Below are 21,668 nucleotides of genomic sequence, written 5' to 3' on the forward strand. Positions count from 1 at the left end.
AGGGCGAGCGATGTCACGGATCGGGCGCCAGCCCATTCCCGTCCCCAGCGGTGTCGACATCACCGTGGAGGGGGCCACCGTCACCGTCAAGGGGCCCAAGGGCACCCTGAGCCACACCGTCGTCGACCCCATCGTGGTCAACAGCGAGGACGGCAAGCTCGTCGTGGTCCGCCCCGACGACGAACGCCGCTCCCGGGCGCTGCACGGCCTGACCCGCACGCTGGTCGCGAACATGGTCACCGGCGTCACTGCCGGGTACTCCAAGACGCTGGAGATCGTCGGCGTCGGGTACCGCGTCCAGGCGAAGGGCTCGGACCTCGAGTTCGCGCTCGGCTACAGCCACCCCGTCCCGGTCAAGGCCCCCGAGGGCATCCGCTTCGAGGTGCAGACCCCGACCCGCTTCGTCGTCCACGGGATCGACAAGCAGCAGGTCGGCGAGGTCTCCGCGAAGATCCGCGGATTGCGCAAGCCCGACCCGTACAAGGGCAAGGGCGTGCGGTACCAGGGCGAGGTCGTCCGCCGCAAGGTCGGGAAGACCGGGAAGTAGGAGATAGATCATGGCAGTGAGCCTTGGCGCCAGCGCGAAGCGACGGACCTCGAAGCTCCGTCGGCACGCCCGCGTGCGCAAGAGGGTGGTGGGCACCCAGTCCCGCCCCCGGCTCGTCGTCACCCGGTCCTCGCGGCACATCTACGCCCAGGTCATCGACGACGCCGCCGGCCACACGCTGGCCTCGGCGTCCACCCTGGACGTGACCCTGCGCGGCGGCGAGGGCGACAAGTCCGCCCTGGCGCGCAAGGTCGGCGAGCTGGTCGCGCAGCGGGCGAAGGCCGCCGGCGTCGACGCCGTCGTGTTCGACCGCGGCGGGCGGACCTACGCCGGGCGGATCGCCGCCCTCGCGGACGCGGCCCGGGAAAGCGGGTTGAGCTTCTGATGACCCGCCGGCACGGATTCCAGGACAGCCAGAACAGGGAGATGTTGTAGATGCCAGGCCAGCAGCGCCGCGGCGGCGGCTCCGGCGGCTCCGACCGTCGGGAACGCCGGGACCGGTCGGGCGGCGGCCCGGCCCAGGAGAAGAACGCCTACGTCGAGCGGGTCGTCGCGATCAACCGCGTGGCCAAGGTCGTCAAGGGCGGTCGCCGGTTCAGCTTCACCGCGCTCGTCGTGGTGGGTGACGCGGACGGGACCGTCGGCGTCGGCTACGGCAAGGCGAAGGAGGTGCCGGCCGCCATCGCCAAGGGTGTCGAGGAGGCCAAGAAGCACTTCTTCAAGGTGCCTCGCATCGGCTCCACGATCCCGCACCCGGTGCAGGGTGAGGAGGCGGCGGGCGTCGTCCTGCTCAAGCCGGCCTCGCCCGGTACCGGTGTCATCGCCGGCGGCCCGGTGCGTGCCGTGCTGGAGTGCGCCGGCGTGCACGACGTGCTGTCGAAGTCGCTCGGCTCGTCGAACCCGATCAACATCGTGCACGCGACGGTGGCCGCCCTGCGCGGCCTCATGCGGCCCGAGGAGATCGCGGCCCGGCGTGGCCTGCCGCTCGAGGACGTCGCCCCGCCGGCCATGCTGCGCGCCCGCGCGGCGGCGGCGGGAGCGGGGGCGAGTGCGTGATGGCGAAGCTGCGCATCACCCAGATCCGTTCGGGCATCGGCGGCACCCACAACCAGCGGGCGACGCTGCGGACCCTCGGTCTGCGCAAGATCAATGCGTCGACCGTCCGTGAGGACCGTCCCGAGGTCCGCGGGATGATCAGGACTGTGACCCACCTTGTCCGGGTCGAGGAGGTGGACTCCTAGCCATGGCCGAACTGACGAAGACCGACGCGGGCGACACCGAGGCGGCGGGGACCGAGCGTGGCCGGGGCCTGAAGGTGCATCACCTGCGCCCGGCCCCCGGGGCGCACCGCAAGAAGATCCGGGTCGGCCGCGGTGAGGGCTCCAAGGGCAAGACGGCCGGGCGCGGCACCAAGGGCTCCAAGGCCCGCAAGCAGGTGCCGGCCCGGTTCGAGGGTGGCCAGATGCCGCTGCACATGCGGCTGCCCAAGCTCAAGGGCTTCAACAACCCAGCCCGCGTCGAGTACCAGGTGGTGAACGTCGCCACCCTCGCGCAGCTGTTCCCCGAGGGCGGCGAGGTCACGAAGGCCGATCTCGTGGCCCGGGGCGCCGTGCGCGCCAAGTCACCGATCAAGGTGCTCGGCACCGGCGACATCGCGGTCGCGCTGCACGTCAGCGCGGACGCGTTCTCGGCCTCCGCGCGTGAGAAGATCGCGGCGGCCGGGGGGAGCGTCACCGAGAGTTAAGACGGCGGACGGGGGTGGCCTTCGGGCCGCCCCCGTCTCGTGCGTCCGCGGACACCCGGGCCGGCGGCCGGTGCGCACCGACACCAGCCAGTCCATCCCGGCTACCGACGCTCACCGGACGTGATGTCCGGACGAGTGGACCGGGTGTCCTGTTACAGTCGCCTAACCGACGTCGGCCACCGGCCGGCATCGGCGCTCCGCACCGGGCAGGATGTCCACTACCCGTCGGTCGCAATCCCAAGCAGGAGGAGCCGTGCTCACCGCCTTCACGCGGGCATTCCGCACTCCTGACCTGCGGAAAAAGCTGCTGTTCACCGTCGGGGTCGTGGTGCTGTTCCGGTTCGGCAGCGTCATGCCCTCGCCCGGGGTCTCGACCCGCGCGGTCAACACCTGCCTGAACGCCGCGAGCGCCAGCAACAGCAACGTCTACTCGCTGATCAACCTGTTCAGCGGCGGCGCACTGCTCCAGCTGTCGATCTTCGCGCTGGGCATCATGCCCTACATCACCTCGAGCATCATCATCCAGCTGCTCGTCGTGGTGATCCCGCGGCTGGAGCAGCTGAAGAAGGAAGGCAGCTCGGGCGAGCAGAAGCTCACCCAGTACACCCGCTACCTGACGATCGCCCTCGGCGTCCTGCAGGCGACCGGGATCGTGGCCCTGGCCCGCAGCGGCCGGCTGTTCCCGAGCTGTACGGCGGCCATCATCCCGGACACGAGCCTGTTCCGGATCACGACGATCGTCGTCACGATGACGGCTGGTACCGCGGTCATCATGTGGATGGGTGAGCTGATCACGGCTCGCGGCGTCGGCAACGGCATGTCCCTGCTGATCTTCACCTCCATCGCGGCCCGGCTGCCCTCGGAGGGCACGAGCATCCTGCAGGTCGCCGGTGGCGTGGTGTTCAGCCTGGTGCTGCTGCTCGGGCTCGCGATCGTGGTGTTCGTGGTGTTCGTGGAGCAGTCGCAGCGGCGGATCCCCGTCCAGTACGCGAAGCGGCTCATCGGCCGGCGGATGTACGGGGGCACCTCCACCTATCTGCCGATCAAGGTGAACCAGGCTGGCATCATCCCGGTCATCTTCGCCTCGTCCCTGCTCCAGCTCCCGCAGCTGGTGGGGCAGGTGTGGAGCAACCAGGGCTTCCAGGACTTCGAACAGCGATATCTCTCCCGCGGTGACCACCCGCTCTACCTGGTCACCTATTTCGCGCTCATCATCTTCTTCACCTACTTCTACGTCGCCATCACCTTCAACCCGACGGAGGTGGCCGACAACATGAAGAAGTACGGCGGATTCATCCCCGGGATCAGACCGGGCAACCCGACGGCGGAGTACCTCAAACACGTCCTGGACCGGATCACGCTGCCAGGCTCCCTGTTCCTGGGAGTGATCACCGTCCTTCCGTTGGCACTGTTGAACCTGACCAAGGACCAGCCGTTCCCGTTCGCGGGCACCTCGGTCCTGATCATGGTGGGGGTTGGGCTGGAGACCGTGAAGCAGATCGAAAGCCAGCTCATGCTCCGCAACTACGAAGGTTTCCTCCGGTAGTGCGAATCGTACTGGTGGGACCGCCCGGTGCCGGAAAGGGTACGCAGGCCGCGTTCATCGCCCAGGCGCGGTCCATCCCCAAGATCTCGACTGGGGACATCTTCCGAGCGAACGTGCGACAGGGAACGGAGCTGGGCGTCAAGGCCAAGACCTTCATGGACGCCGGCGACCTCGTGCCGGACGAGATCACCATCGGCATGGTCCGCAACCGGCTCGCCGAGGACGACGCGGTCAAGGGCTTCCTGCTCGACGGCTTCCCCCGCAACGTCCCGCAGGCCGAGGTTCTCGGCCAGATGCTCGACGGCATGGGGACCCGGCTCGACGTCGTGCTGGAGCTCGTCGTCGACGACGACGAGGTCGTGCGGCGGCTGTCCGGCCGGCGGACGTGCCGCAACTGCGGTCACATCTGGCACCTCGACTTCGACCCGCCGTCGGTCGAGGGTGTGTGCGACCGGTGCGGCGGCGAGCTGTTCCAGCGCGACGACGACCGGTCGGAGACCGTGCGCCACCGGCTGGAGGTCTACGCGGACCAGACGTCCCCGCTGGTGGCCTACTACGCCGAGAAGGGCATCCTGATCGGTATCGACGCCACCGGGCCGGTGGACAACGTCACCGATCGCGCCCTCGACGCGCTGCGCCACTACGGAGACTGACGCCCGAGGGCCCGCCGGCGCCGGGGGCGGAGCCCGGTCACGTCGGTGATCATCCGCGTCGTCGGCGCGGGGGCGGCTAGCATCGGGAAACGGACCAGTACACGGACACAGACCGGGGCGAGAGCGTGGCGCGACGAGAACACGTCCAGATCAAGACGGCGGCGGAGATCGCCAAGATGCGAGTGGCCGGCCTGCTCGTCGCCAAGACGCTGGCCCGCCTGCGCGAAGCGGTCGCCCCCGGCGTCAGCACAGCGGATCTGGACGCCCTCGCCGAGAAGACGATCCGTGCCGACGGTGGCATCCCGTCGTTCAAGGGGTACGCCCAGCCGCCCTATCCGGCGTCGATCTGCAGCTCCGTGAACGACGAGGTGGTCCACGCGATCCCGTCCCGCAAGCGGGTGCTTCGCGAGGGTGACATCATCTCGATCGACTGCGGCGCGATCGTGGACGGCTGGCACGGCGACGCGGCGATCACGGTCCCCGTCGGCGAGGTCGGGCCGGACGTCCTCGCCATGATCGAGACCTGTGAGGGCTCGCTGTGGGCGGGCCTGGCCGCGGCGCAGCTCGGTGGCCGGCTCACCGACATCAGCGCCGCGGTCGAGCGGCACATCAAGCCGCACGACTACGGCATCGTCGACCACTACGGCGGGCACGGCATCGGCACCGAGATGCACCAGCCGCCGCACGTGCTCAACTACGGCCGGCCCGGTCGCGGCATCCGACTGGTCGAGGGCCTCGCGCTCGCCATCGAGCCGATGATCACGATGGGATCGGCGGACACGACGGTGCTGTCCGACGACTGGACCGTCGTTACCCGCGACGGCAGCCTCGCCGCCCACACCGAGCACTCGGTGGCGATCACGCATCGGGGCCCGTGGGTGCTGACCGAGCCGGACGGCGGGGTGGCCCGCCTCGCCGCGCTCGGCGTCGCCTGCGGCCAGCCCGCCGACGCCCCGACCGGCATCGCCTGAGCCTGGTTGGCCCTTGACGACTGGGCCACGTACACTCTTCAGTTGGCGGTCTTCTCACGCCGGTGTGCTCCACCGCGTCGATAGCAGTCCTGTTACGTGGCAGTTGCGGTCGGTGGCAGTGTGGTTGGTCGGTCGGGTCCCCTCAAGGGTGGTCAGGCCGCTGACCTGGGTTGTTCCGGGCTCGTCCCGGACCACTTGACCGGTCGCGGCCGAACCGCCGGCTCAGTCGTCGACGTCAGGACAGCGGAGGACATGCCGAAGAAGGACGGGGCCATCGAGATCGAGGGCCGAGTGGTGGAGCCGCTCCCGAACGCCATGTTCCGGGTGGAGCTCCAGAACGGTCATCGCGTTCTCGCCCACATCAGCGGGAAGATGCGCCAGCACTACATCCGGATCCTGCCGGAGGACCGCGTCGTGGTCGAGCTCTCGCCCTACGACCTGTCCCGTGGTCGCATCGTCTACCGCTACAAGTAGTCGATAACCAGTAGTCGATCACCGCTCGGCGATCGCTACGCTGCATCCATCGCCCTACGTTCACCATCGCCACGCGCGGCCCGCGGCTGCGCAGGAGGTTCGCAACAGCCGTGAAGGTCAAGCCCAGCGTCAAGAAGATCTGTGACAAGTGCAAGGTGATCCGCCGCCACGGGCGTGTCATGGTCATCTGCGACAACCTTCGTCACAAGCAGCGTCAGGGCTGAGGACCTGGCAGGACCCGCACGGCCATACCCGGCCGAGCGGATCCCGACAGTAGTCCTGCTCCTGACGGGTGCCCCGCACCCGCTCACAAGCCGACGCGCGCGGCCCACGCGCCGTCGGCGCCGGGCCCGGTGCGAGGATCACCACCACCACGCGATGCCAGACGTCCCGCGAGGGATGTTTCACCCCCGGTCGGAGGCCGGGGCCCGGCCGGCCCGTTCGCCGGCCGGGGCGGCATCGCCCGAGACCTCCGGTCGCAGGAAGGAAACATCGGTTCATGGCACGCCTTTCCGGCGTCGACCTGCCCCGCGAAAAGCGGGTCGAGATCGCTCTGACCTACATCTTCGGGATCGGCCGCAGCCGCTCGCGAGACACCCTCGCCGCCACCGGGATCAACCCGGACACGCGGGTGCGGGATCTCAGCGAGGAGGAGATCGTCCGGCTGCGCGAGTGGATCGACGCGAACTACCGGGTCGAGGGTGACCTCAACCGGGAGATCAAGCAGGACATCCGCCGCAAGATGGAGATCGGCTGCTACCAGGGTCTCCGCCACCGGCGCAACCTGCCCGTCCACGGTCAGCGCACCCACACCAACGCGCGCACCCGCAAGGGCCCGCGCCGTGCCATCGCCGGCAAGAAGAAGGCCGGCAAGAAGTAGTCAGGGTGCCCGGCGGGCCGGCCAGGTCCGCCCGCGGACGACCCCTGATCGACGACCTCGACCTCGCACACGGAGACCACACGCGAAGATGCCTCCCAAGACGCGCGCAGCCGGCGCCAAGAAGGTCCGGCGCAAGGAAAAGAAGAACGTCGCCCACGGGCACGCTCACATCAAGAGCACGTTCAACAACACGATCGTCTCGATCACCGACCCGACCGGGAACGTGATCTCCTGGGCCTCCGCCGGCCACGTCGGCTTCAAGGGCTCCCGCAAGTCGACCCCCTTCGCCGCGCAGATGGCCGCCGAGAACGCGGCGCGCAAGGCGCAGGAGCACGGCATGCGCAAGGTCGACGTGTTCGTGAAGGGCCCGGGCTCCGGCCGGGAGACCGCGATCCGCTCGCTGCAGGCGGCGGGCCTCGAGGTCGGGGCGATCCAGGATGTCACCCCGACCCCGCACAACGGCTGCCGTCCGCCGAAGCGGCGCAGGGTGTGACCATGCGACACGCCGACCCGGTCCGGGTCGCGGCGTCGCGCTCGAGTTCGCGCCAGGAAACGAGAGAGAAGGAATAGATGGCCCGTTACACCGGCGCGGACTGCAAGCGTTGCCGCCGCGAGAAGACGAAGCTGTACCTCAAGGGCAGCAAGTGCGACACCCCGAAGTGCCCGATCGAGATCCGGCCCTACCCGCCGGGCGAGCACGGCCGGGGCCGCACCAAGGACTCCGAGTACCTGCTGCAGAAGCGTGAGAAGCAGAAGTGCGCCCGGATCTACGGCGTGCTCGAGAAGCAGTTCCGCGGCTACTACGACGAGGCGAACCGCCGCGCCGGCAAGACCGGTGACGAGCTGCTGAAGATCCTCGAGTCGCGGCTCGACAACGTCGTCTACCGAGGCGGCTTCGCGCCGTCGCGGGACGCCGCCCGTCAGGCGGTGCGGCACGGCCACGTCCAGGTCAACGGGCGCAAGGTCGACATCCCGAGCTACCGGGTCAGCGAGAACGACATCGTCGAGATCACGCCGAAGGCGCGCGAGCTCACCCCGTTCGTCATCGCCCGGGAGACCGCGGGCCAGGGCCGGGCGGTCCCGGCCTGGATCGAGGCGATCCCGAGCCAGATGCGGATCCTGGTGCACTCGCTGCCGGCCCGGCAGGTGATCGACACGCAGGTCCAGGAGCAGCTGATCGTCGAGCTCTACTCCAAGTAGGTCTCGGCCGAGCGGCCACGGCCGGCCCGCCGCGACCTCGCGGTGGGCCGGTTCCGTCGTCCCGCCAGAGTGTCCCCGCAACGTGCCGCTTTCCGGTGGCGCCCGCGCGGAGGCACACTGGAGGGGCGTACGGGCGTAATCGCACGGACGGGACGGACCGATGTCCCGTCCGCCGGCTCCCCGGCGGGGAGCCAGCACCACACGGCGTCATATGGCGGGCGCCGTGGGCGGAAGGAATCCACCATGCTGATCGCTCAGCGTCCCACCCTCGTCGAGGACCCGATCTCCGAGTTCCGGTCCCGGTTCGTGATCGAGCCGCTGGAGCCTGGTTTCGGCTACACCCTCGGCAACTCGCTGCGCCGGACCCTGCTGTCCTCCATCCCCGGCGCCTCGGTCACCAGCATCCGCGTCGACGGGGTGCTGCACGAGTTCTCCACCGTGCCCGGCGTCAAGGAGGACGTGACCGACCTGATCCTGAACCTCAAGGAACTGGTCGTCAGCTCCGACAACGACGAGCCGACCGTGATGTACCTGCGCAAGCAGGGTCCCGGTGAGGTGACGGCGGCGGACATCGCCCCGCCGGCCGGCGTCGAGGTGCACAGCCCCGAGCTGCGCCTGGCGACCCTCAACGACAAGGGCAAGCTCGAGATCGAGCTGACCGTCGAGCGGGGCCGCGGCTACGTCAGCGCCGCCCAGAACAAGCAGGCCGGCCAGGAGATCGGGCGCATCCCGATCGACTCGATCTACTCGCCCGTGCTCAAGGTGACCTACAAGGTCGAGGCCACCCGCGTCGAGCAGCGCACCGACTTCGACCGGCTCATCGTCGACGTCGAGACGAAGCCGTCGATCTCGCCGCGCGACGCGATGGCCAGCGCCGGCAAGACCCTCGTCGGCCTGTTCGGGCTGGCGCAGGAGCTCAACGCCGAGGCCGAGGGCGTCGACATCGGCCCGTCCGCCGCGGACGCGGCGCTGGCGGCCGACCTCGCCCTGCCGATCGAGGAGATGGACCTGACCGTCCGCTCCTACAACTGCCTCAAGCGCGAGGGCATCCACACGATCGGCGAGCTGGTCTCGCGCAGCGAGGCCGACCTGCTCGACATCCGCAACTTCGGGCAGAAGTCGATCGACGAGGTCAAGACGAAGCTCGGCGCGATGGGTCTGCAGCTCAAGGACTCCCCGCCCGGATTCGACCCGCGCCAGGCCGTCGACACCTACGGCACCGACACCTACAACGCACCGTTCTCCGACCCGCACGACGACGGCGCGGAGTTCGTCGAGACCGAGCAGTACTGACCAGCACGAGGGCCCCCGCGGGCGACCGCGGGGGCCCTCGACGACCTCCGGTGGCGCACGCCGCCGTCCCTGTGGGCGGGCAGCCTGGCGGGACAGTGAAAGGAACGAGGAGCACTCATCATGCCCACGCCAACCAAGGGCGCCCGGCTCGGCGGCAGCCCCGCACATGAGCGGCTGCTGCTGGCCAACCTCGCCACCGCGCTGTTCGAGCACGGCGGCATCACCACCACCGAGGCGAAGGCGAAGCGGCTGCGGCCCTACGCCGAGCGGCTGGTGACCTTCGCCAAGCGCGGCGACCTGCACGCCCGTCGCCGGGTGATGCGCCAGGTGCGGGACAACTCGGTCGTGCACACGCTGTTCACCGAGATCGGCCCGCGGTACGCCAACCGCAGCGGTGGCTACACCCGGATCATCAAGCTCGGCAACCGCAAGGGCGACAACGCGCCGCTGGCCCGCATCGAGCTCGTCGAGGCGCTGACCGTCGGCCAGCAGGCCGTCGGCGAGGCCGAGCGGGCGCGCGGCACCCGCTTCCAGGAGCGGCGCACCCCGACCGGTGCCACCGCCGAGGCCGCGGAGGACCTGGCCAAGGAGTCCCCGACCGCCGCCGCCGTGGCCGCGCAGGCCGCCGAGGCCGAGGCCGGGACCACGCGGGCCGCGGCCACCGAGCCCGAGGTGGCGACCGGGGCGGACGCGCCCGCGACCGACGAGCAGGGCTCGGGCGGCGCGAGCTCCTGACCCGCTCGGCGGGGAAACACCCGCCGACGAGTAGATCGCTGAAGGCCCGCCGCCCCATGATGGGCGGCGGGCCTTCGACGTTGCTGATCCCGGCCTCGACCCGCCGGGCCGCGTGGCCGTTGCGTCCACGGGATCCCTGTCCCATCGCCCGGGGGAGATGCAGATGTCCGACGATGTGCGAGCCCGCCCGGACCCACCCCGCGCCCTGCCCGCGGTGGCGGGCACCGCCGGGGCGCTGGTGCGGCTGCGGCTGGACATCGCCTACGACGGCACCCCGTTCGCCGGCTGGGCCCGCCAGCCGGGCCGGCGGACCGTGCAGGGCGATGTGGAGGACGCGCTCATCCGGGTGGCCCGGCTCTCGGCGGTCCGACTGACGGTGGCCGGGCGCACCGACTCCGGTGTGCACGCCGTCGGACAGGTGGCGCACGTCGACCTGCCGGCCGAGGTTCCGCTCGGCGGGCTGGCGCGGCGGCTCAACGGCGTGCTCGACCGGTCGATCCGGGTCACCGGCCTCGCGCCGGCGCCGGCCGGGTTCGACGCCCGCTTCTCCGCGCTGTCCCGCCGGTACGCCTACCGGATCACCGACGCCGCCCACGGGGCCGAGCCGCTGCGCCGCTACGACACCCTGGCCTGGCCCCGGCCGCTCGACGTCGGCGCGATGGCGGCGGCGGCGCTGTTGCTGGTCGGCGAGCATGACTTCGCGGCCTTCTGCCGGCGCCGGGAGGGCGCGACGACCGTGCGGACGCTGCTGCGCCTGGACGTGTCCCGCCGCCGCCCGGACGGCGTGGTGGTGGCCGACGTCGAGGCCGACGCCTTCTGCCACTCGATGGTGCGCGCCCTCGTCGGCGGACTGCTGGCGGTCGGCGACGGGCGCCGGCCCGTCGGCTGGCCGGTGGCGGTGCTGCGCCGCGGGGTGCGGGACCCGGCGGTCACGGTCGCCCCGGCACACGGGCTCACGTTGATGGAGGTGCGCTACCCGCCGGACGCGGAGCTCGCCGCCCGGGCCGAGGTGACCCGGGCCGTACGCGTCCCCACCACCCCTTCCGGCTGATCCGTCCGGGCCGTCAGCGGCGTGGGCCGTGGCCGAGGACGGCGCGGTCGCCGATCGGCTCGGTGGCGAGGACCGCCAGGTCGTTCTGCGCGTTGCGCAGCGGCGTGTCGGCGGCCGCGCCCTGCGTGCCGTCGACGTAGGCCACCTGGGTGTAGATGAGGTAGTGGCCGCGGCTGATCGCGCCGCGCCAGGAGTTGTTCCCACCCGGCCCGGTGATCTGGGCGCCGGTCAGGGCGCCCGCCGGAATCGGCAGCGGCATGATGCCGCCGCGCCCCTGGTTGAGCACCTGCGCACCCTGGGTGGCCGTCGTGCTGGTGTCGAGGTTGAAGACGGTGGCGCCGACGAGCACCTGGCGCTCCCCCTGGCGCGGGTTGGTGAGGAACAGCGAGCGCACCACCTGCCGGCAGTGCGCCGCGGTGAACTGGGCCGCCAGATCGCCGGTCAGTTGTGGGCAGCCGGAGTCGAGCCGCTGCGCGATGCGGCGATAGCCGCGCGCGTTGACGTCGACGGACGCCTCGGGAAAGAACTCGTTCGCGACGATCGGATCGGAGTCCGTGGTCACGCTGTCGAGGAAGTTCGGCGGAATCTGCGGCAGGGCCGCCGACGCGACCGGAGCGGGCGCCTGCCCCCCGTCGCCGCCTCCGCCTCCGCCCCGCAGCGCGACCACGGCCACGGCCGCGATGAGCAGCAGGACGGCACCGGCGACGACGACGAGCATCCGCCGCGGCCGCCGGGCGCGATCGCCGGACCGCCCGTCCTCGTGGTCCCCCTCGCCACTCCCGCCGCCACCGCCTCGCGGGGCGCCGTCGTCGAAGGCTCCACCGTCATAGGCCCCACCGTCAGAGGCCCCACCGCCGAAGCGGCCATCCTTGCCGTAGCCGTCGTCGTCGAACCCGTCGTCGTCGAACCTGTCGTCGAACGGATCGTCGGTGCCGTCGTCCGGGGCAGTCTTCGCGCCGCGGCCGGTGGGCAGGGCGTCGAGGTCCGGGTCGTCGAATCCGTCGCCGCCGAAACCGCGTACCCGAGGTAGTGGAGTGATGTCGCCGGGGCCGCCGGGTTCACCCGACCAGCCGCGCAGGCGCCAGCCCTCGCCGGGCCGCGTCGGCCCGACCGGGTCGGGGCCGGTCGGCGGGTCGCCGTCGGCCATGCGTGAGGCCGGGCGCTCGTACCGGCCGGGCCATCCCGGGCCGGTCGCCGCCGCGGCGCGACCCGGGCCGGTGGGCGTGCGGCCAGGGCCCGCCGGAAGTCCCTGACCGGTCGGCGTCCGGCCGGGCCCGGCCGGTGTCCGGCCAGGGCCGGTCGGCATCGCCGAGGTGACGGGCAGGGGGGAGGTGGTCGGCGAGGCCACGGGCGCCGTGAACGCCCCGGTTGACCCGGGCGACGCCGGCCCGGACGGCCGCGGCGAACCCGGAGCGACCGGCGAACCCGCCGCGACCGGCTGGTCATCCGTGCCGGGCGGAACAGCCGACGACCCGCCGGCTGCCAGGGCCGCGCCGGGCCGCGGGGCGGGGTCGTCGCCGTCGTCCGGGGTGAGGTGGTCGAAGGAGAACGAGTAGGTCCGCGGGCCACCGAACAGCGGGTCGTCGGCGGGTGGCGTCCAGCCCTCGTAGGTGACGTGGCGGCCGCGCAGGTCGAGACCCGACGTCAGCGGGCCGCCGCGGGTGGCGGGGCTCGGCGTGTCGTCCGCGGGACCGCCGGACCCCGCGGGCTCCTCGTGTCCCCCGCCATCCAATTCAGTCATCTCGGTCAGAATAGCCAGCGCAGCTGGCTTGGCCAGTCCATCTGGGTGTCCTGGCGGTGGGGAGTCCGCCGCGCGCCGGGGGGAGTGCGCGCTGGTTACACTCAAGGTGGCGAGGTTCCGGAATGCCCGGCCAGGCGCTCCGCGCGTGGTGCGCGGTAGCCGGTCGGCGGTCAGCCTCCATCGCCTGGTAACCTCAAAGACTGCTGCGCGTGACACGTTCCGTCTGCGCGCTCCACATTCTTGACGCGCCCAGCTCGCCGGCTACTCGGGAGCCGCCGGGCAGGCCGTCCGAACGAGAAGGCAGACCTGTGCGCACGTACCAGCCCAAGCCCGCGGACGTTCAGCGCGTGTGGCACGTCATTGATGCCACCGACGTGGTGCTCGGTCGGCTGGCGACCCAGGCCGCCAACCTGCTCCGGGGCAAGCACAAGGCGTACTACGCGCCCCACATCGACACCGGCGACTTCGTCGTCGTGATCAACGCCGGCAAGGTGGCGCTCAGCGGCAACAAGCGCGAGCAGGCGCAGTACCACCGCCACTCGGGCTTCCCAGGCGGTCTGCGCAGCACCTCCTACGGGGAGCTGCTCGACACGCGCCCGCAGGTCATCGTCGAGAAGGCGATCAAGGGCATGCTGCCGAAGAACAAGCTCGGCCGCGCCCAGGGCACCAAGCTGAAGGTCTACGCGGGTCCGACCCACCCGCACCAGGCCCAGCAGCCCACCCCGTTCGAGATCATCCAGGTCGCGCAGTAACCGCGGACCTCCTCCGGCCGGCCGGCGGGCAGCGCCCGCGGGACCGGCTTTGGGAACCACGCATCAACCGAGGAAGGAACGCGACGTGGCTGTCGTGACCGACGTACAGGGCAACCCCCGCGCCACCGGGCGGCGCAAGGAGGCGGTCGTCCGGGTTCGGCTGCTCCCGGGCACGGGGCAGTGGACGCTCAACGGGCGCTCCCTTGAGGAGTACTTCCCGAACAAGGTGCACCAGCAGCTCGTCAACGAGCCGCTGAAGGCGCTGGACCGGGCCGAGTCGTATGACATCGTCGCCCGGCTGCACGGCGGCGGCGTGTCCGGCCAGGCCGGCGCGCTGCGACTCGCCCTCGCCCGCGCGCTGACGCTGGCGGAGGAGGAGTCCCGGCCTACTCTGAAGAAGGCCGGCTTCCTGACCCGTGACGCCCGGGTCAAGGAGCGCAAGAAGTACGGCCTGAAGAAGGCCCGTAAGGCTCCGCAGTACAGCAAGCGTTGATCCCGCGTCCCCGTCCCATGCGCGTCCCGAGAGGGACGCGCGGGGCGGGGACGGACAGCGCCGTCGGCGCGTGCCCGGGTCTCCGCCTGCCACTTCGACACCATGGGAGACCTCAGTGACGAGGCTCTTCGGCACCGACGGGGTTCGGGGCGTTGCCAATGTCGACCTGACCGCGGAGCAGGCGCTCTCGCTCGCCTCCGCGGCCGCGGAGCTGCTCGGCGGGCCCGGCCGGGCCGCCGGATCGGGTGAGCGGCGGCCGCTCGTCGTGGTCGGGCGGGACACCCGGCCGTCCGGCGAGTTCCTGGAGGCGGCGGTCGTCGCGGGACTCGCGGCCTCGGGTGCCGACGTCGCGCGGATCGGGGTGGCACCGACACCGGCCGTCGCCCACGCGGTGGCCAGCAGCGGGGCCACGTTCGGCGTGATGCTGTCCGCCAGCCACAACCCGATGCCCGACAACGGCATCAAGCTGTTCGCCGCCGGCGGCCTGAAGCTCCCCGACGACGTTGAGGACGCCATCGAGCGGCGGATGGCGCAGCCCCCGGGCCATCGGCCGGTCGGCCGGCAGGTCGGGCGGGTCCGGGACGAACCCGGCCTCGTCGACGCCTACGCCCACCATCTGCTCGCCGCGCTGCCCGGGCGCCTCGACGGCCTGCGGGTCGTCGTCGACTGCGCCCAGGGCGCGGCCTCGGCGCTCGCGCCCCGCGTGCTGCGCGCCGCCGGCGCCGACGTCATCGCCCTGCACGCCGACGGCGACGGCAACGCGATCAACGACGGCAGCGGGGCCACCCATCTGGACAGCCTGCGGGCCGCCGTGCTGGCGCAGGGCGCCGATGTCGGCATCGCGCACGACGGTGACGCGGACCGCTGCCTCGCCGTCGACGCGAGCGGGGAGGTCGTCGACGGCGACCAGATCCTGGCCGTCTGCGCCCTCGCCCTGGCCGAGCGCGGCGAACTGGCCCACGACACCGTCGTCGTCACCGTCATGTCGAACCTGGGCTTCCACCACGCGATGCGCGAGGCCGGCATCACCGTCGTCTCCACGCCGGTCGGCGACCGGTACGTGCTGGAGGCGATGCGGGCCGGCGGCTACGTGCTCGGCGGTGAGCAGAGCGGGCACGTGGTCTTCCTCGATCACGCCACCACCGGCGACGGCCTGCTGACCGCACTGCGGCTGCTCGGCCGGGTCGCCGAGACCGGCCAGCCCCTCGGCGAGCTCGCCAAGGCGATGACGCGCCTGCCGCAGGTGCTCGTCAACGTCCGCGGGGTGGACCGCACCCGGGTGGGGGCCTCACCCGAGCTGCACGCCGCCGTCGCCGCGGCCGAGGCGGAGCTCGGTGACGCCGGCCGGGTGCTGCTGCGGCCCAGCGGGACCGAGCCGCTGGTACGGGTCATGGTGGAGGCGGAGACCGACGCCGTCGCCCGGGAGACCGCGCAGCGCCTCGCCGCCGCGGTGCGCGGCGCGCTGCCCGCGGTGGGCTGAGCGAGACCATCCGCGCCCCGCGGGCCACACGAGGACAACTCGTCGTGGGTTCGCACCGGGTGTTTCGGTGTGCCATCCGCAACCTGCGTACGCTGAGCGCATGTGCGGGATCATCGGGTACGTCGGTGACCAGTCGGCCCTGGATGTCGCTCTCGGCGGCCTGAGGCGGCTGGAGTACCGCGGCTACGACTCGTCCGGTGTCGCCGTCGTCGGAGCCGGCGCGCTGCGCACGGTCCGCCGGGCCGGCAAGCTCGCGAACCTCGAGAAGCTGCTGTCCGAGGGCCCGGAACGCGACCCGATGCCCGGGACGACCGGGATGGGGCACACCCGGTGGGCCACCCACGGCGGTCCCACCGACCAGAACGCCCATCCCCACACCGACTGCACCGGCGCGATCGCCGTCATCCACAACGGCATCATCGAGAACTTCGCCGCGCTGCGCGCCGAGCTGGAGGGCATCGGCCACGAGCTGACCAGCGAGACCGACACCGAGGTCGTCGCGCACCTGCTGGAGGTCGAGCTCGGCAACGCCGCGGCGGCGCAGGCCGGCGCGGTGCCCGAGGATGTCGCGCCGGGCGGGCCCGCGGCGTCCGGAGCCGCCGGCGTGCCCGTCGCGCAGCATCCGCTCACCGCCGCGCTGCGGCGGGTCTGCCGCCGGCTGGAGGGCGCCTTCACCCTGGTCGTGCTGCACCGTGACTTCCCCGAGGTCGTCCTCGGCGCCCGGCGCAACAGCCCGCTGGTCGTCGGGATCGGCCAGGGTGAGACGTTCCTCGCGAGCGACGTGTCGGCGTTCATCGCGCACACCCGCGAGGCGATGGAGATCGGGCAGGACCAGATCGTCGAGGCCCGGCGCGACGGCGTCACGGTGACCGACTTCGCCGGCGAGATCGTCGAGGGTCGTCGCTATCACGTCGACTGGGACGCGAGCGCCGCCGAGAAGGGCGGCTACCCGTACTTCATGCTCAAGGAGATCAACGAGCAGCCCACCGCGCTGGCCGACACGCTGCGCGGCCGGCTGTCCGCCGACGGGGCGATCGTGCTCGACGAGGAGCGGCTGTCCGCCCAGGACTTCCGCGACGTCGACAAGGTCTTCATCGTCGCCTGCGGCACCGCCTACCACGCCGGGCTCATCGCGAAGTACGCCGTCGAGCACTGGACGAGGCTGCCCTGCGAGGTCGAGATGGCGTCGGAGTTCCGCTACCGCGACCCGGTGCTCGACCGGTCCACTCTCGTCATTGCGATCAGCCAGAGCGGGGAGACCCTCGACACGCTGATGGCGGTCAAGCACGCCCGCGAGCAGAAGGCCCGGGTGCTGGCGATCTGCAACACCAACGGGTCGACGATCCCGCGCGAGTCCGACGCGGTGCTCTACACCCGCTGCGGGCCCGAGGTGGGTGTCGCCTCGACCAAGACGTTCCTCGGGCAGGTCGCCGCCTGCCTGCTCGTCGGGCTGTACCTGGCGCAGGTGCGCGGGGTGCTCTACGGCGACGAGGTGGCGGCCTACGTCGAGCGGCTGCAGCGGATGCCCGACCTGGTGGGCCGCACGCTGCACCGGCTCGAGCCGATCCGAGAGCTGGCCCGTGGCCTCGCCGACGCGAAGGCGGTGCTCTTCCTCGGCCGGCACGTGGGCTACCCGGTGGCGTTGGAGGGCGCGCTCAAGCTCAAGGAGCTCGCCTACATGCATGCCGAGGGCTTCCCGGCGGGCGAGCTCAAGCATGGGCCGATCGCGCTCATCGAGCCCGGGCTGCCGGTGATCGTCGTCGTGCCCTCGCCGCGGGGGCGGGCGCACCTGCACGGCAAGGTCGTCTCGAACATCCAGGAGGTCCGGGCCCGCGGCGCACGGACGATCGTGATCGCCGAGGACGGCGACGTCGCGGTCGAGCCCTACGCCGACCATCTGATCCGGGTGCCGGCGACGTCGTCGCTGTTCGCGCCGCTGGTGACCACACTGCCGCTGCAGGTGTTCGCCTGTGAGCTCGCGCTCGCCCGCGGCCTGGACGTCGACCAGCCCCGCAACCTCGCCAAGTCCGTCACCGTCGAGTAGCGGGGAGCGGCAGGCAGGCCAGGACGGCCGCGGGCCCGCGGCCTCGGTGACGCCGCCGAGCCTCGACGGTGGCCGCGGTGACACCCGCCACCGTCTCGCCGCTCTCGCCCCGCCCACCGGTCGCGGCTGTCGGCGGCCAGGGACGGCTGCCGGTGGCTGTCGCTCAGGCGGAGGGGGCGGCGCCGTGCTGGCGGCCGTGCCAGGCGACCGTCGCCTCCCACAGCGCGTCGGCGACGGCCTCGTGCTCGTCCGCGGCGTCGAGCAGGGTCTCGACCAGCTCGGCGCGGGGCACCCGGCTGAGGAAGACGCGCATCGCCGCGTGCACCGGGTCGTCGGCGAACAGGGAGCCCTCGACGACGATGCCCTCGCCGTCCTCGTCCCCGTCGTCCTCGGCGAGGCCGGCGGAGCCCGTGGCGACCAGTGCGAGGGCGACGGCGTGCCGGCAGAAGGCGCCCGCGGAGCCCTCGGCGCAGGTACAGCCGGTCCGCGGCTCCTCGTCGGTCGCCTCCAGCCTGACCTCGTGCGGCCCGTCGTCGTCGACGGTGCCGGAGGCGTTGGTGGGTCGGATGCGCAGCTGATCGACCCGGCCGAGCAGTGCCAGGTTCACCCCTTCGAGGAACACGTCCGTGCCCGCGCGCTGCGCGCAGGCACGCTCCTCGAAGGCTGCTTCGAGCGGGGTGACGGCGTCCCCCTCGTGCCCGTTCTCCCCGGACACAGAAATGATCACCGGCCAATCCTACGGAATCGGCGCGCGAACAGTACTGCTCAGGCGTCCGACATCGTCCTGACTGGGTTGCCTGACGTACGCTCGCGATATATCGTGAACGTACGTCAGGGGGTCGGGATGACTCCCGTTGTCAATCTGTAGCTCCCCGGCCGCCACACAGGCGAGGCGGGAGCGACACCCCTCAGTACCGAAAGGAATGATCATTATGACGTCGCAGGCGATTCCGGGCCCCTGGGGCCGCGGAGAGTGGGGCCCGCTCGATCCGGCCCGGTTGGCGCGGTTCTTCGAGGCCGCGGCCGGCTGGATGGAGCGTGAGGGCCTCACCGGCGAGGAGCGCTGTGGGCCGGGCCGTGGATGGACCAGTCGGGCCACCCGTGGCGAGTCCGGCGGGCGGCACGAGCACGGTGGCCGGCACGAGCATGGTGGCCGCGGCGGTCGCGGCGAGCCCGGTGGTCGCGCCGAGGGCCGCGGCCGCGGGCGCCGCGGCGGACCCGGCTGGCCGTTCGGCGGATTCCCCGGTCCGGGCTTCGGCGCCGGTTTCGGCCCGGGTTTCGGCGGCCCGGGTTTCGGCCGGGGGCCACGGGTGGGGCGAGGTGACGTCCGGGAGGCGTTGCTGGCCCTGCTGGCGGAGGAGCCGATGCACGGCTACCAGATGATCCGTGAGCTGGCCGAGCGCAGCGGCGGCACCTGGCGGCCGAGCCCCGGCTCGGTCTACCCGGTGCTGTCGATGCTGGCCGACGAGGGCCTCGTGCGGGCCGAGGAGGCCGACGGCAGGCGGGTCTTCCACCTCACGGACGCCGGGCGCGCGCACGTCGAGTCCCGCGCCGGTCAGCGCAGGCCGTGGGAGACGGCGGCGGACAGCGCCGACGACGACATGGCGAGCCTGCGCTCGCTGGCCTTCGCGGTCGGCGCCGCGATCGTCCAGGTCGCCCAGGCAGGCGACGAGGCGCAGCTCGCGGCGGCCCGCGGGCTGCTCGCGGAGACCCGCCGGGGTCTTTACCGGATCCTCGCCGACGACGGCGAGGATGATGCGGCCGGTACCGGCTCTTCCGGTGACGAGCCGGGCGCCGCGGGCGGCAAGGACGGCGACCGGGGCGGCGTGGAGGGCACCGAGGGAGACGATGGGCCGACCGGCACGCAGGACCCGACGGACCCCTTCACCAAGTCCTGACCGAGGCAGGCGCCGGGCCGGGCCGTCCGGTGCGCGCCGAACCACGGCCATACCGCGCCGCCGGCCGCGTACGCACGCCACCACCGCGCCGCGCGGTGGTCAGCGCGGCGCACCGGCCCCGCATCGTGCCGTCCCCGGCATCCGGGCGTCGGGGCGCGGCCCGGTGTGGGAACCTTGGCCGATGGCGGTGGTGGGCATCGGCGTCGACGTCGTGGACGTCGATCGTTTCGCCGCGACGCTGTCCCGGACGCCGGGCATCGCCATGCGGCTGTTCACCCCCGCCGAGCGCGCGCTGACCCGGCCGGAGCGGCTCGCCGCCCGGTTCGCGGCGAAGGAGGCCGTGGCCAAGGCGCTCGGCGTGCCCCCCGGCCTGGAATGGCATGACGCCGAGGTGATGATCGCCCCCGGCGGCCGCCCGCAGCTGCGGGTCGGCCGGACCGTCGCCGCGGCGGCGACCCGCCTCGGCATCGCGTCCTGGCATCTCTCTCTCACCCACGACGGCGGCGTCGCCATCGCCATGGTCGTCGCCGAGAGCTGAGCGCGCGGCGGGCGCCGCGCGGTGGGCGACGCGCGGGCCCACGCCGGTGGAGCATGGCGGCATGCCGAACGCGCACACGGTCGATCAGGTCCGCGCCGCCGAGGCGCCGCTGCTCGCCGGCCCGCCCCCAGGGATCCTCATGCAACGGGCGGTGTCCGGGCTGGTCGCGTATGTCGCGCGCCGCCTCGGCCGGGTCCACGGCGCGCGGATCGTCGTCCTCGCCGGCGGCGGGGACAACGGCGGCGACGCGCTGTGGGCGGGCGCCCGCCTGGCCGCCCGCGGAGCCCGGGTCGACGCGCTCGCGCCAGGCCGTACCCATCCCGAGGGCAGCGCCGCGCTGCTGGCGGCTGGCGGCCGGCTGCATGGCCCCGACCCGGCGCCCGCCGACGAGGTCGCCCGCGCCCTGGTCGGCGAGGCCGACCTGGTGCTCGACGGCCTGCTCGGGATCGGCGGGCGCGGCGGCCTGCGCCCGGCCCACGCCCGGCTCGCCGCGTTCGCCCCGCCGCGGCGCACGGTCGCGGTCGACGTCCCCAGCGGTGTCGACGCGGACACCGGCGAGGTGGCCGGAGAGGCGGTGCGGGCCAGTGCCACCGTCACCTTCGGCACCCACAAGCGTGGCCTGTGGCTGATGCCCGGGGCGGCCCACACCGGTCCGGTCGAACTCGTCGACATCGGGCTGGTGCTGCCCGAACCCGACCTGCGTGCGCTCGACGACGCCGACGTCGCCGCGCTGCTGCCCGTGCCGGGCGCCGCGTCGTCGAAGTACCGGCGAGGCGTGCTCGGCCTCGTCGCGGGCAGCGACGCCTACCCGGGCGCCGCCGTGCTGGCCGTGGGCGGGGCACTGCGCGGCGGCGCCGGATACCTGCGGGTCATCACCGAGGGCCGGCTCGGCGCGGCGCCCGGCGACCCGCACAGCCGGGCCGCCGACCTCGTCCTGCGGGCACACCCCGAGGCGGTGGTCACCCCGATCGCGCCCGGTGACGGCACGGCGATGCTGGCCGCCGGGCGGGTGCAGGCCTGGGCGATCGGGCCGGGCCTGGCCCCCGGACCGCCGGTCCGCGACCTGCTCGCCACGCTGCTCGGTGCCGACGAGCCGGTCGTCGTCGACGCGGGGGCCCTCGATCCGCTGGGCGAGCTGCTCGGCGCCGATCCCGCGGTGCTGCGCGGACGATCGGCGCCGGTGCTGGTCACCCCGCATGAGGGCGAGTTCGCCCGGCTGACCCGGCTCGCGCTCGGCTGGGATCCGCGGACCACCGACACCGAGCTGGCCCGCGACCGGCTCGGCACCGTGCGCCGCGCGGCCGCCGCGACCGGCGCGACCGTGCTGCTCAAGGGCGCCCGGACGCTGGTCGTCGACCCGGCCGGCGCGGCCTGGGCGAACCTGACCGGTTCTGCCTGGCTCGGCAGCGCCGGCACCGGCGACGTGCTCACCGGCCTGATCGGCTCGCTGCTCGCCGCCGGTGTGCCCGCGACCCTGGCCGGGGCGGTCGGCGCCCACCTGCACGGCCGGGCGGCCGAGCGGGCCGCGCTGCCGCTCGCCGCGAGCGATCTGCCGGACCTGCTGCCGCGGGTCGTCACCGAGCTGCTGGACGGCGAGACAGCGCCGAAGCCCGGTCACTGCCGGTAGC

Annotated in this window: 25 protein-coding genes; 23 read left to right on the forward strand and 2 right to left on the reverse strand. The window is 72.7% G+C overall.

Annotation, left to right across the window (positions count from 1 at the left end; all coding sequences use genetic code 11):
• The first annotated feature begins 10 nt into the window (after positions 1–10).
• The 16 genes from rplF (at position 11) to truA (ending at position 11,094) form a co-directional block, all read left to right on the forward strand.
• Positions 11–547, forward strand: coding sequence for a 50S ribosomal protein L6 (gene rplF, locus C1A33_RS18235; RefSeq protein ID WP_101832682.1), 537 nt, complete (start codon positions 11–13; stop codon positions 545–547).
• A 10-nt stretch (positions 548–557) separates the two neighbouring features.
• Positions 558–932 carry a 50S ribosomal protein L18 gene (rplR, locus tag C1A33_RS18240; protein ID WP_101832683.1) on the forward strand — a complete coding sequence of 125 codons (375 nt, stop codon included), beginning with the start codon at positions 558–560 and terminating at the stop codon, positions 930–932.
• A 50-nt stretch (positions 933–982) separates the two neighbouring features.
• Complete coding sequence (gene rpsE / locus C1A33_RS18245; protein WP_101832684.1) at positions 983–1,603, forward strand: 30S ribosomal protein S5; 621 nt, start codon at positions 983–985, stop codon at positions 1,601–1,603.
• Positions 1,603–1,788, forward strand: a complete 186-nt coding sequence (rpmD, locus tag C1A33_RS18250) for a 50S ribosomal protein L30 (protein WP_101832685.1) — start codon at positions 1,603–1,605, stop codon at positions 1,786–1,788. Before rpsE ends, rpmD begins: the two co-directional genes overlap by 1 nt.
• A 2-nt stretch (positions 1,789–1,790) precedes the next feature.
• Entirely contained in the window at positions 1,791–2,291 is a 501-nt protein-coding gene (gene rplO, locus C1A33_RS18255; RefSeq protein WP_101832686.1) for a 50S ribosomal protein L15, read from the forward strand.
• A 253-nt stretch (positions 2,292–2,544) separates the two neighbouring features.
• Entirely contained in the window at positions 2,545–3,837 is a 1,293-nt protein-coding gene (gene secY / locus C1A33_RS18260; RefSeq protein WP_101832687.1) for a preprotein translocase subunit SecY, read from the forward strand.
• Positions 3,837–4,490, forward strand: coding sequence for an adenylate kinase (locus C1A33_RS18265; protein ID WP_101832688.1), 654 nt, complete (start codon positions 3,837–3,839; stop codon positions 4,488–4,490). The genes secY and C1A33_RS18265 overlap by 1 nt, the downstream gene beginning before the upstream one ends.
• Before the next feature lie 125 nt (positions 4,491–4,615).
• Positions 4,616–5,461: a type I methionyl aminopeptidase gene (map, locus tag C1A33_RS18270; protein WP_101832689.1), complete on the forward strand. Its 846-nt coding sequence runs from the start codon at positions 4,616–4,618 to the stop codon at positions 5,459–5,461.
• 252 nt (positions 5,462–5,713) lie between these two features.
• Complete coding sequence (gene infA / locus C1A33_RS18275) at positions 5,714–5,935, forward strand: translation initiation factor IF-1 (RefSeq protein WP_006541558.1); 222 nt, start codon at positions 5,714–5,716, stop codon at positions 5,933–5,935.
• A 110-nt stretch (positions 5,936–6,045) separates the two neighbouring features.
• On the forward strand, positions 6,046–6,159 hold the full coding sequence (rpmJ, locus tag C1A33_RS18280) for a 50S ribosomal protein L36 (RefSeq protein ID WP_003956441.1): 114 nt from the start codon (positions 6,046–6,048) through the stop codon (positions 6,157–6,159).
• A gap of 275 nt (positions 6,160–6,434) precedes the next feature.
• Positions 6,435–6,815: a 30S ribosomal protein S13 gene (gene rpsM / locus C1A33_RS18285; RefSeq protein WP_101832690.1), complete on the forward strand. Its 381-nt coding sequence runs from the start codon at positions 6,435–6,437 to the stop codon at positions 6,813–6,815.
• Between the two features lie 88 nt (positions 6,816–6,903).
• The gene (rpsK, locus tag C1A33_RS18290) at positions 6,904–7,308 is read left to right on the forward strand and encodes a 30S ribosomal protein S11 (protein WP_009740503.1); all 405 of its coding nucleotides are present in this window, start codon (positions 6,904–6,906) and stop codon (positions 7,306–7,308) included.
• A gap of 77 nt (positions 7,309–7,385) precedes the next feature.
• Positions 7,386–8,015: a 30S ribosomal protein S4 gene (gene rpsD, locus C1A33_RS18295; RefSeq protein ID WP_101832691.1), complete on the forward strand. Its 630-nt coding sequence runs from the start codon at positions 7,386–7,388 to the stop codon at positions 8,013–8,015.
• Between the two features lie 243 nt (positions 8,016–8,258).
• The gene (locus tag C1A33_RS18300) at positions 8,259–9,308 is read left to right on the forward strand and encodes a DNA-directed RNA polymerase subunit alpha (RefSeq protein WP_101832692.1); all 1,050 of its coding nucleotides are present in this window, start codon (positions 8,259–8,261) and stop codon (positions 9,306–9,308) included.
• Positions 9,309–9,428: 120 nt separating this feature from the next.
• A complete protein-coding gene (gene rplQ, locus C1A33_RS18305; protein ID WP_101832693.1) occupies positions 9,429–10,043 on the forward strand; it encodes a 50S ribosomal protein L17 in 615 nt (204 codons plus the stop codon).
• Positions 10,044–10,206: 163 nt separating this feature from the next.
• Positions 10,207–11,094 (forward strand): tRNA pseudouridine(38-40) synthase TruA, encoded by an 888-nt coding sequence (truA, locus tag C1A33_RS18310; RefSeq protein ID WP_243407695.1) that lies wholly within the window; start codon positions 10,207–10,209, stop codon positions 11,092–11,094.
• A 13-nt stretch (positions 11,095–11,107) separates the two neighbouring features.
• Here the strand turns inward: truA and C1A33_RS18315 are convergent, their stop codons facing one another.
• Positions 11,108–12,835 carry a hypothetical protein gene (locus C1A33_RS18315; RefSeq protein WP_133150712.1) on the reverse strand — a complete coding sequence of 576 codons (1,728 nt, stop codon included), beginning with the start codon at positions 12,833–12,835 and terminating at the stop codon, positions 11,108–11,110.
• Positions 12,836–13,143: 308 nt separating this feature from the next.
• On the opposite strand from C1A33_RS18315, the gene rplM reads away from it, so the two are divergent.
• The 4 genes from rplM to glmS all read left to right on the forward strand — a co-directional run bounded on the left by rplM (position 13,144) and on the right by glmS (position 17,604).
• Complete coding sequence (gene rplM / locus C1A33_RS18325; protein WP_101832696.1) at positions 13,144–13,587, forward strand: 50S ribosomal protein L13; 444 nt, start codon at positions 13,144–13,146, stop codon at positions 13,585–13,587.
• 85 nt (positions 13,588–13,672) lie between these two features.
• Complete coding sequence (gene rpsI, locus C1A33_RS18330; RefSeq protein WP_101832697.1) at positions 13,673–14,080, forward strand: 30S ribosomal protein S9; 408 nt, start codon at positions 13,673–13,675, stop codon at positions 14,078–14,080.
• 115 nt (positions 14,081–14,195) lie between these two features.
• A complete protein-coding gene (gene glmM, locus C1A33_RS18335) occupies positions 14,196–15,560 on the forward strand; it encodes a phosphoglucosamine mutase (protein WP_101832698.1) in 1,365 nt (454 codons plus the stop codon).
• Between the two features lie 100 nt (positions 15,561–15,660).
• Entirely contained in the window at positions 15,661–17,604 is a 1,944-nt protein-coding gene (gene glmS / locus C1A33_RS18340; RefSeq protein WP_101832699.1) for a glutamine--fructose-6-phosphate transaminase (isomerizing), read from the forward strand.
• A 163-nt stretch (positions 17,605–17,767) separates the two neighbouring features.
• On the opposite strand, the gene C1A33_RS18345 is transcribed toward glmS, so the two are convergent.
• Positions 17,768–18,331 carry an SWIM zinc finger family protein gene (locus C1A33_RS18345; RefSeq protein WP_101832700.1) on the reverse strand — a complete coding sequence of 188 codons (564 nt, stop codon included), beginning with the start codon at positions 18,329–18,331 and terminating at the stop codon, positions 17,768–17,770.
• Positions 18,332–18,536: 205 nt separating this feature from the next.
• On the opposite strand from C1A33_RS18345, the gene C1A33_RS18350 reads away from it, so the two are divergent.
• The 3 genes from C1A33_RS18350 to C1A33_RS18360 all read left to right on the forward strand — a co-directional run bounded on the left by C1A33_RS18350 (position 18,537) and on the right by C1A33_RS18360 (position 21,667).
• Positions 18,537–19,502: a PadR family transcriptional regulator gene (locus tag C1A33_RS18350; RefSeq protein ID WP_101832701.1), complete on the forward strand. Its 966-nt coding sequence runs from the start codon at positions 18,537–18,539 to the stop codon at positions 19,500–19,502.
• Between the two features lie 181 nt (positions 19,503–19,683).
• The gene (locus C1A33_RS18355) at positions 19,684–20,040 is read left to right on the forward strand and encodes a holo-ACP synthase (RefSeq protein ID WP_101832702.1); all 357 of its coding nucleotides are present in this window, start codon (positions 19,684–19,686) and stop codon (positions 20,038–20,040) included.
• Between the two features lie 61 nt (positions 20,041–20,101).
• Positions 20,102–21,667: an NAD(P)H-hydrate dehydratase gene (locus C1A33_RS18360; RefSeq protein ID WP_101832703.1), complete on the forward strand. Its 1,566-nt coding sequence runs from the start codon at positions 20,102–20,104 to the stop codon at positions 21,665–21,667.
• The last annotated feature ends 1 nt before the right edge of the window (position 21,668 follow it).

The organism is Frankia canadensis (assembly GCF_900197875.1).
GTDB lineage: Bacteria > Actinomycetota > Actinomycetes > Frankiales > Frankiaceae > Frankia > Frankia canadensis.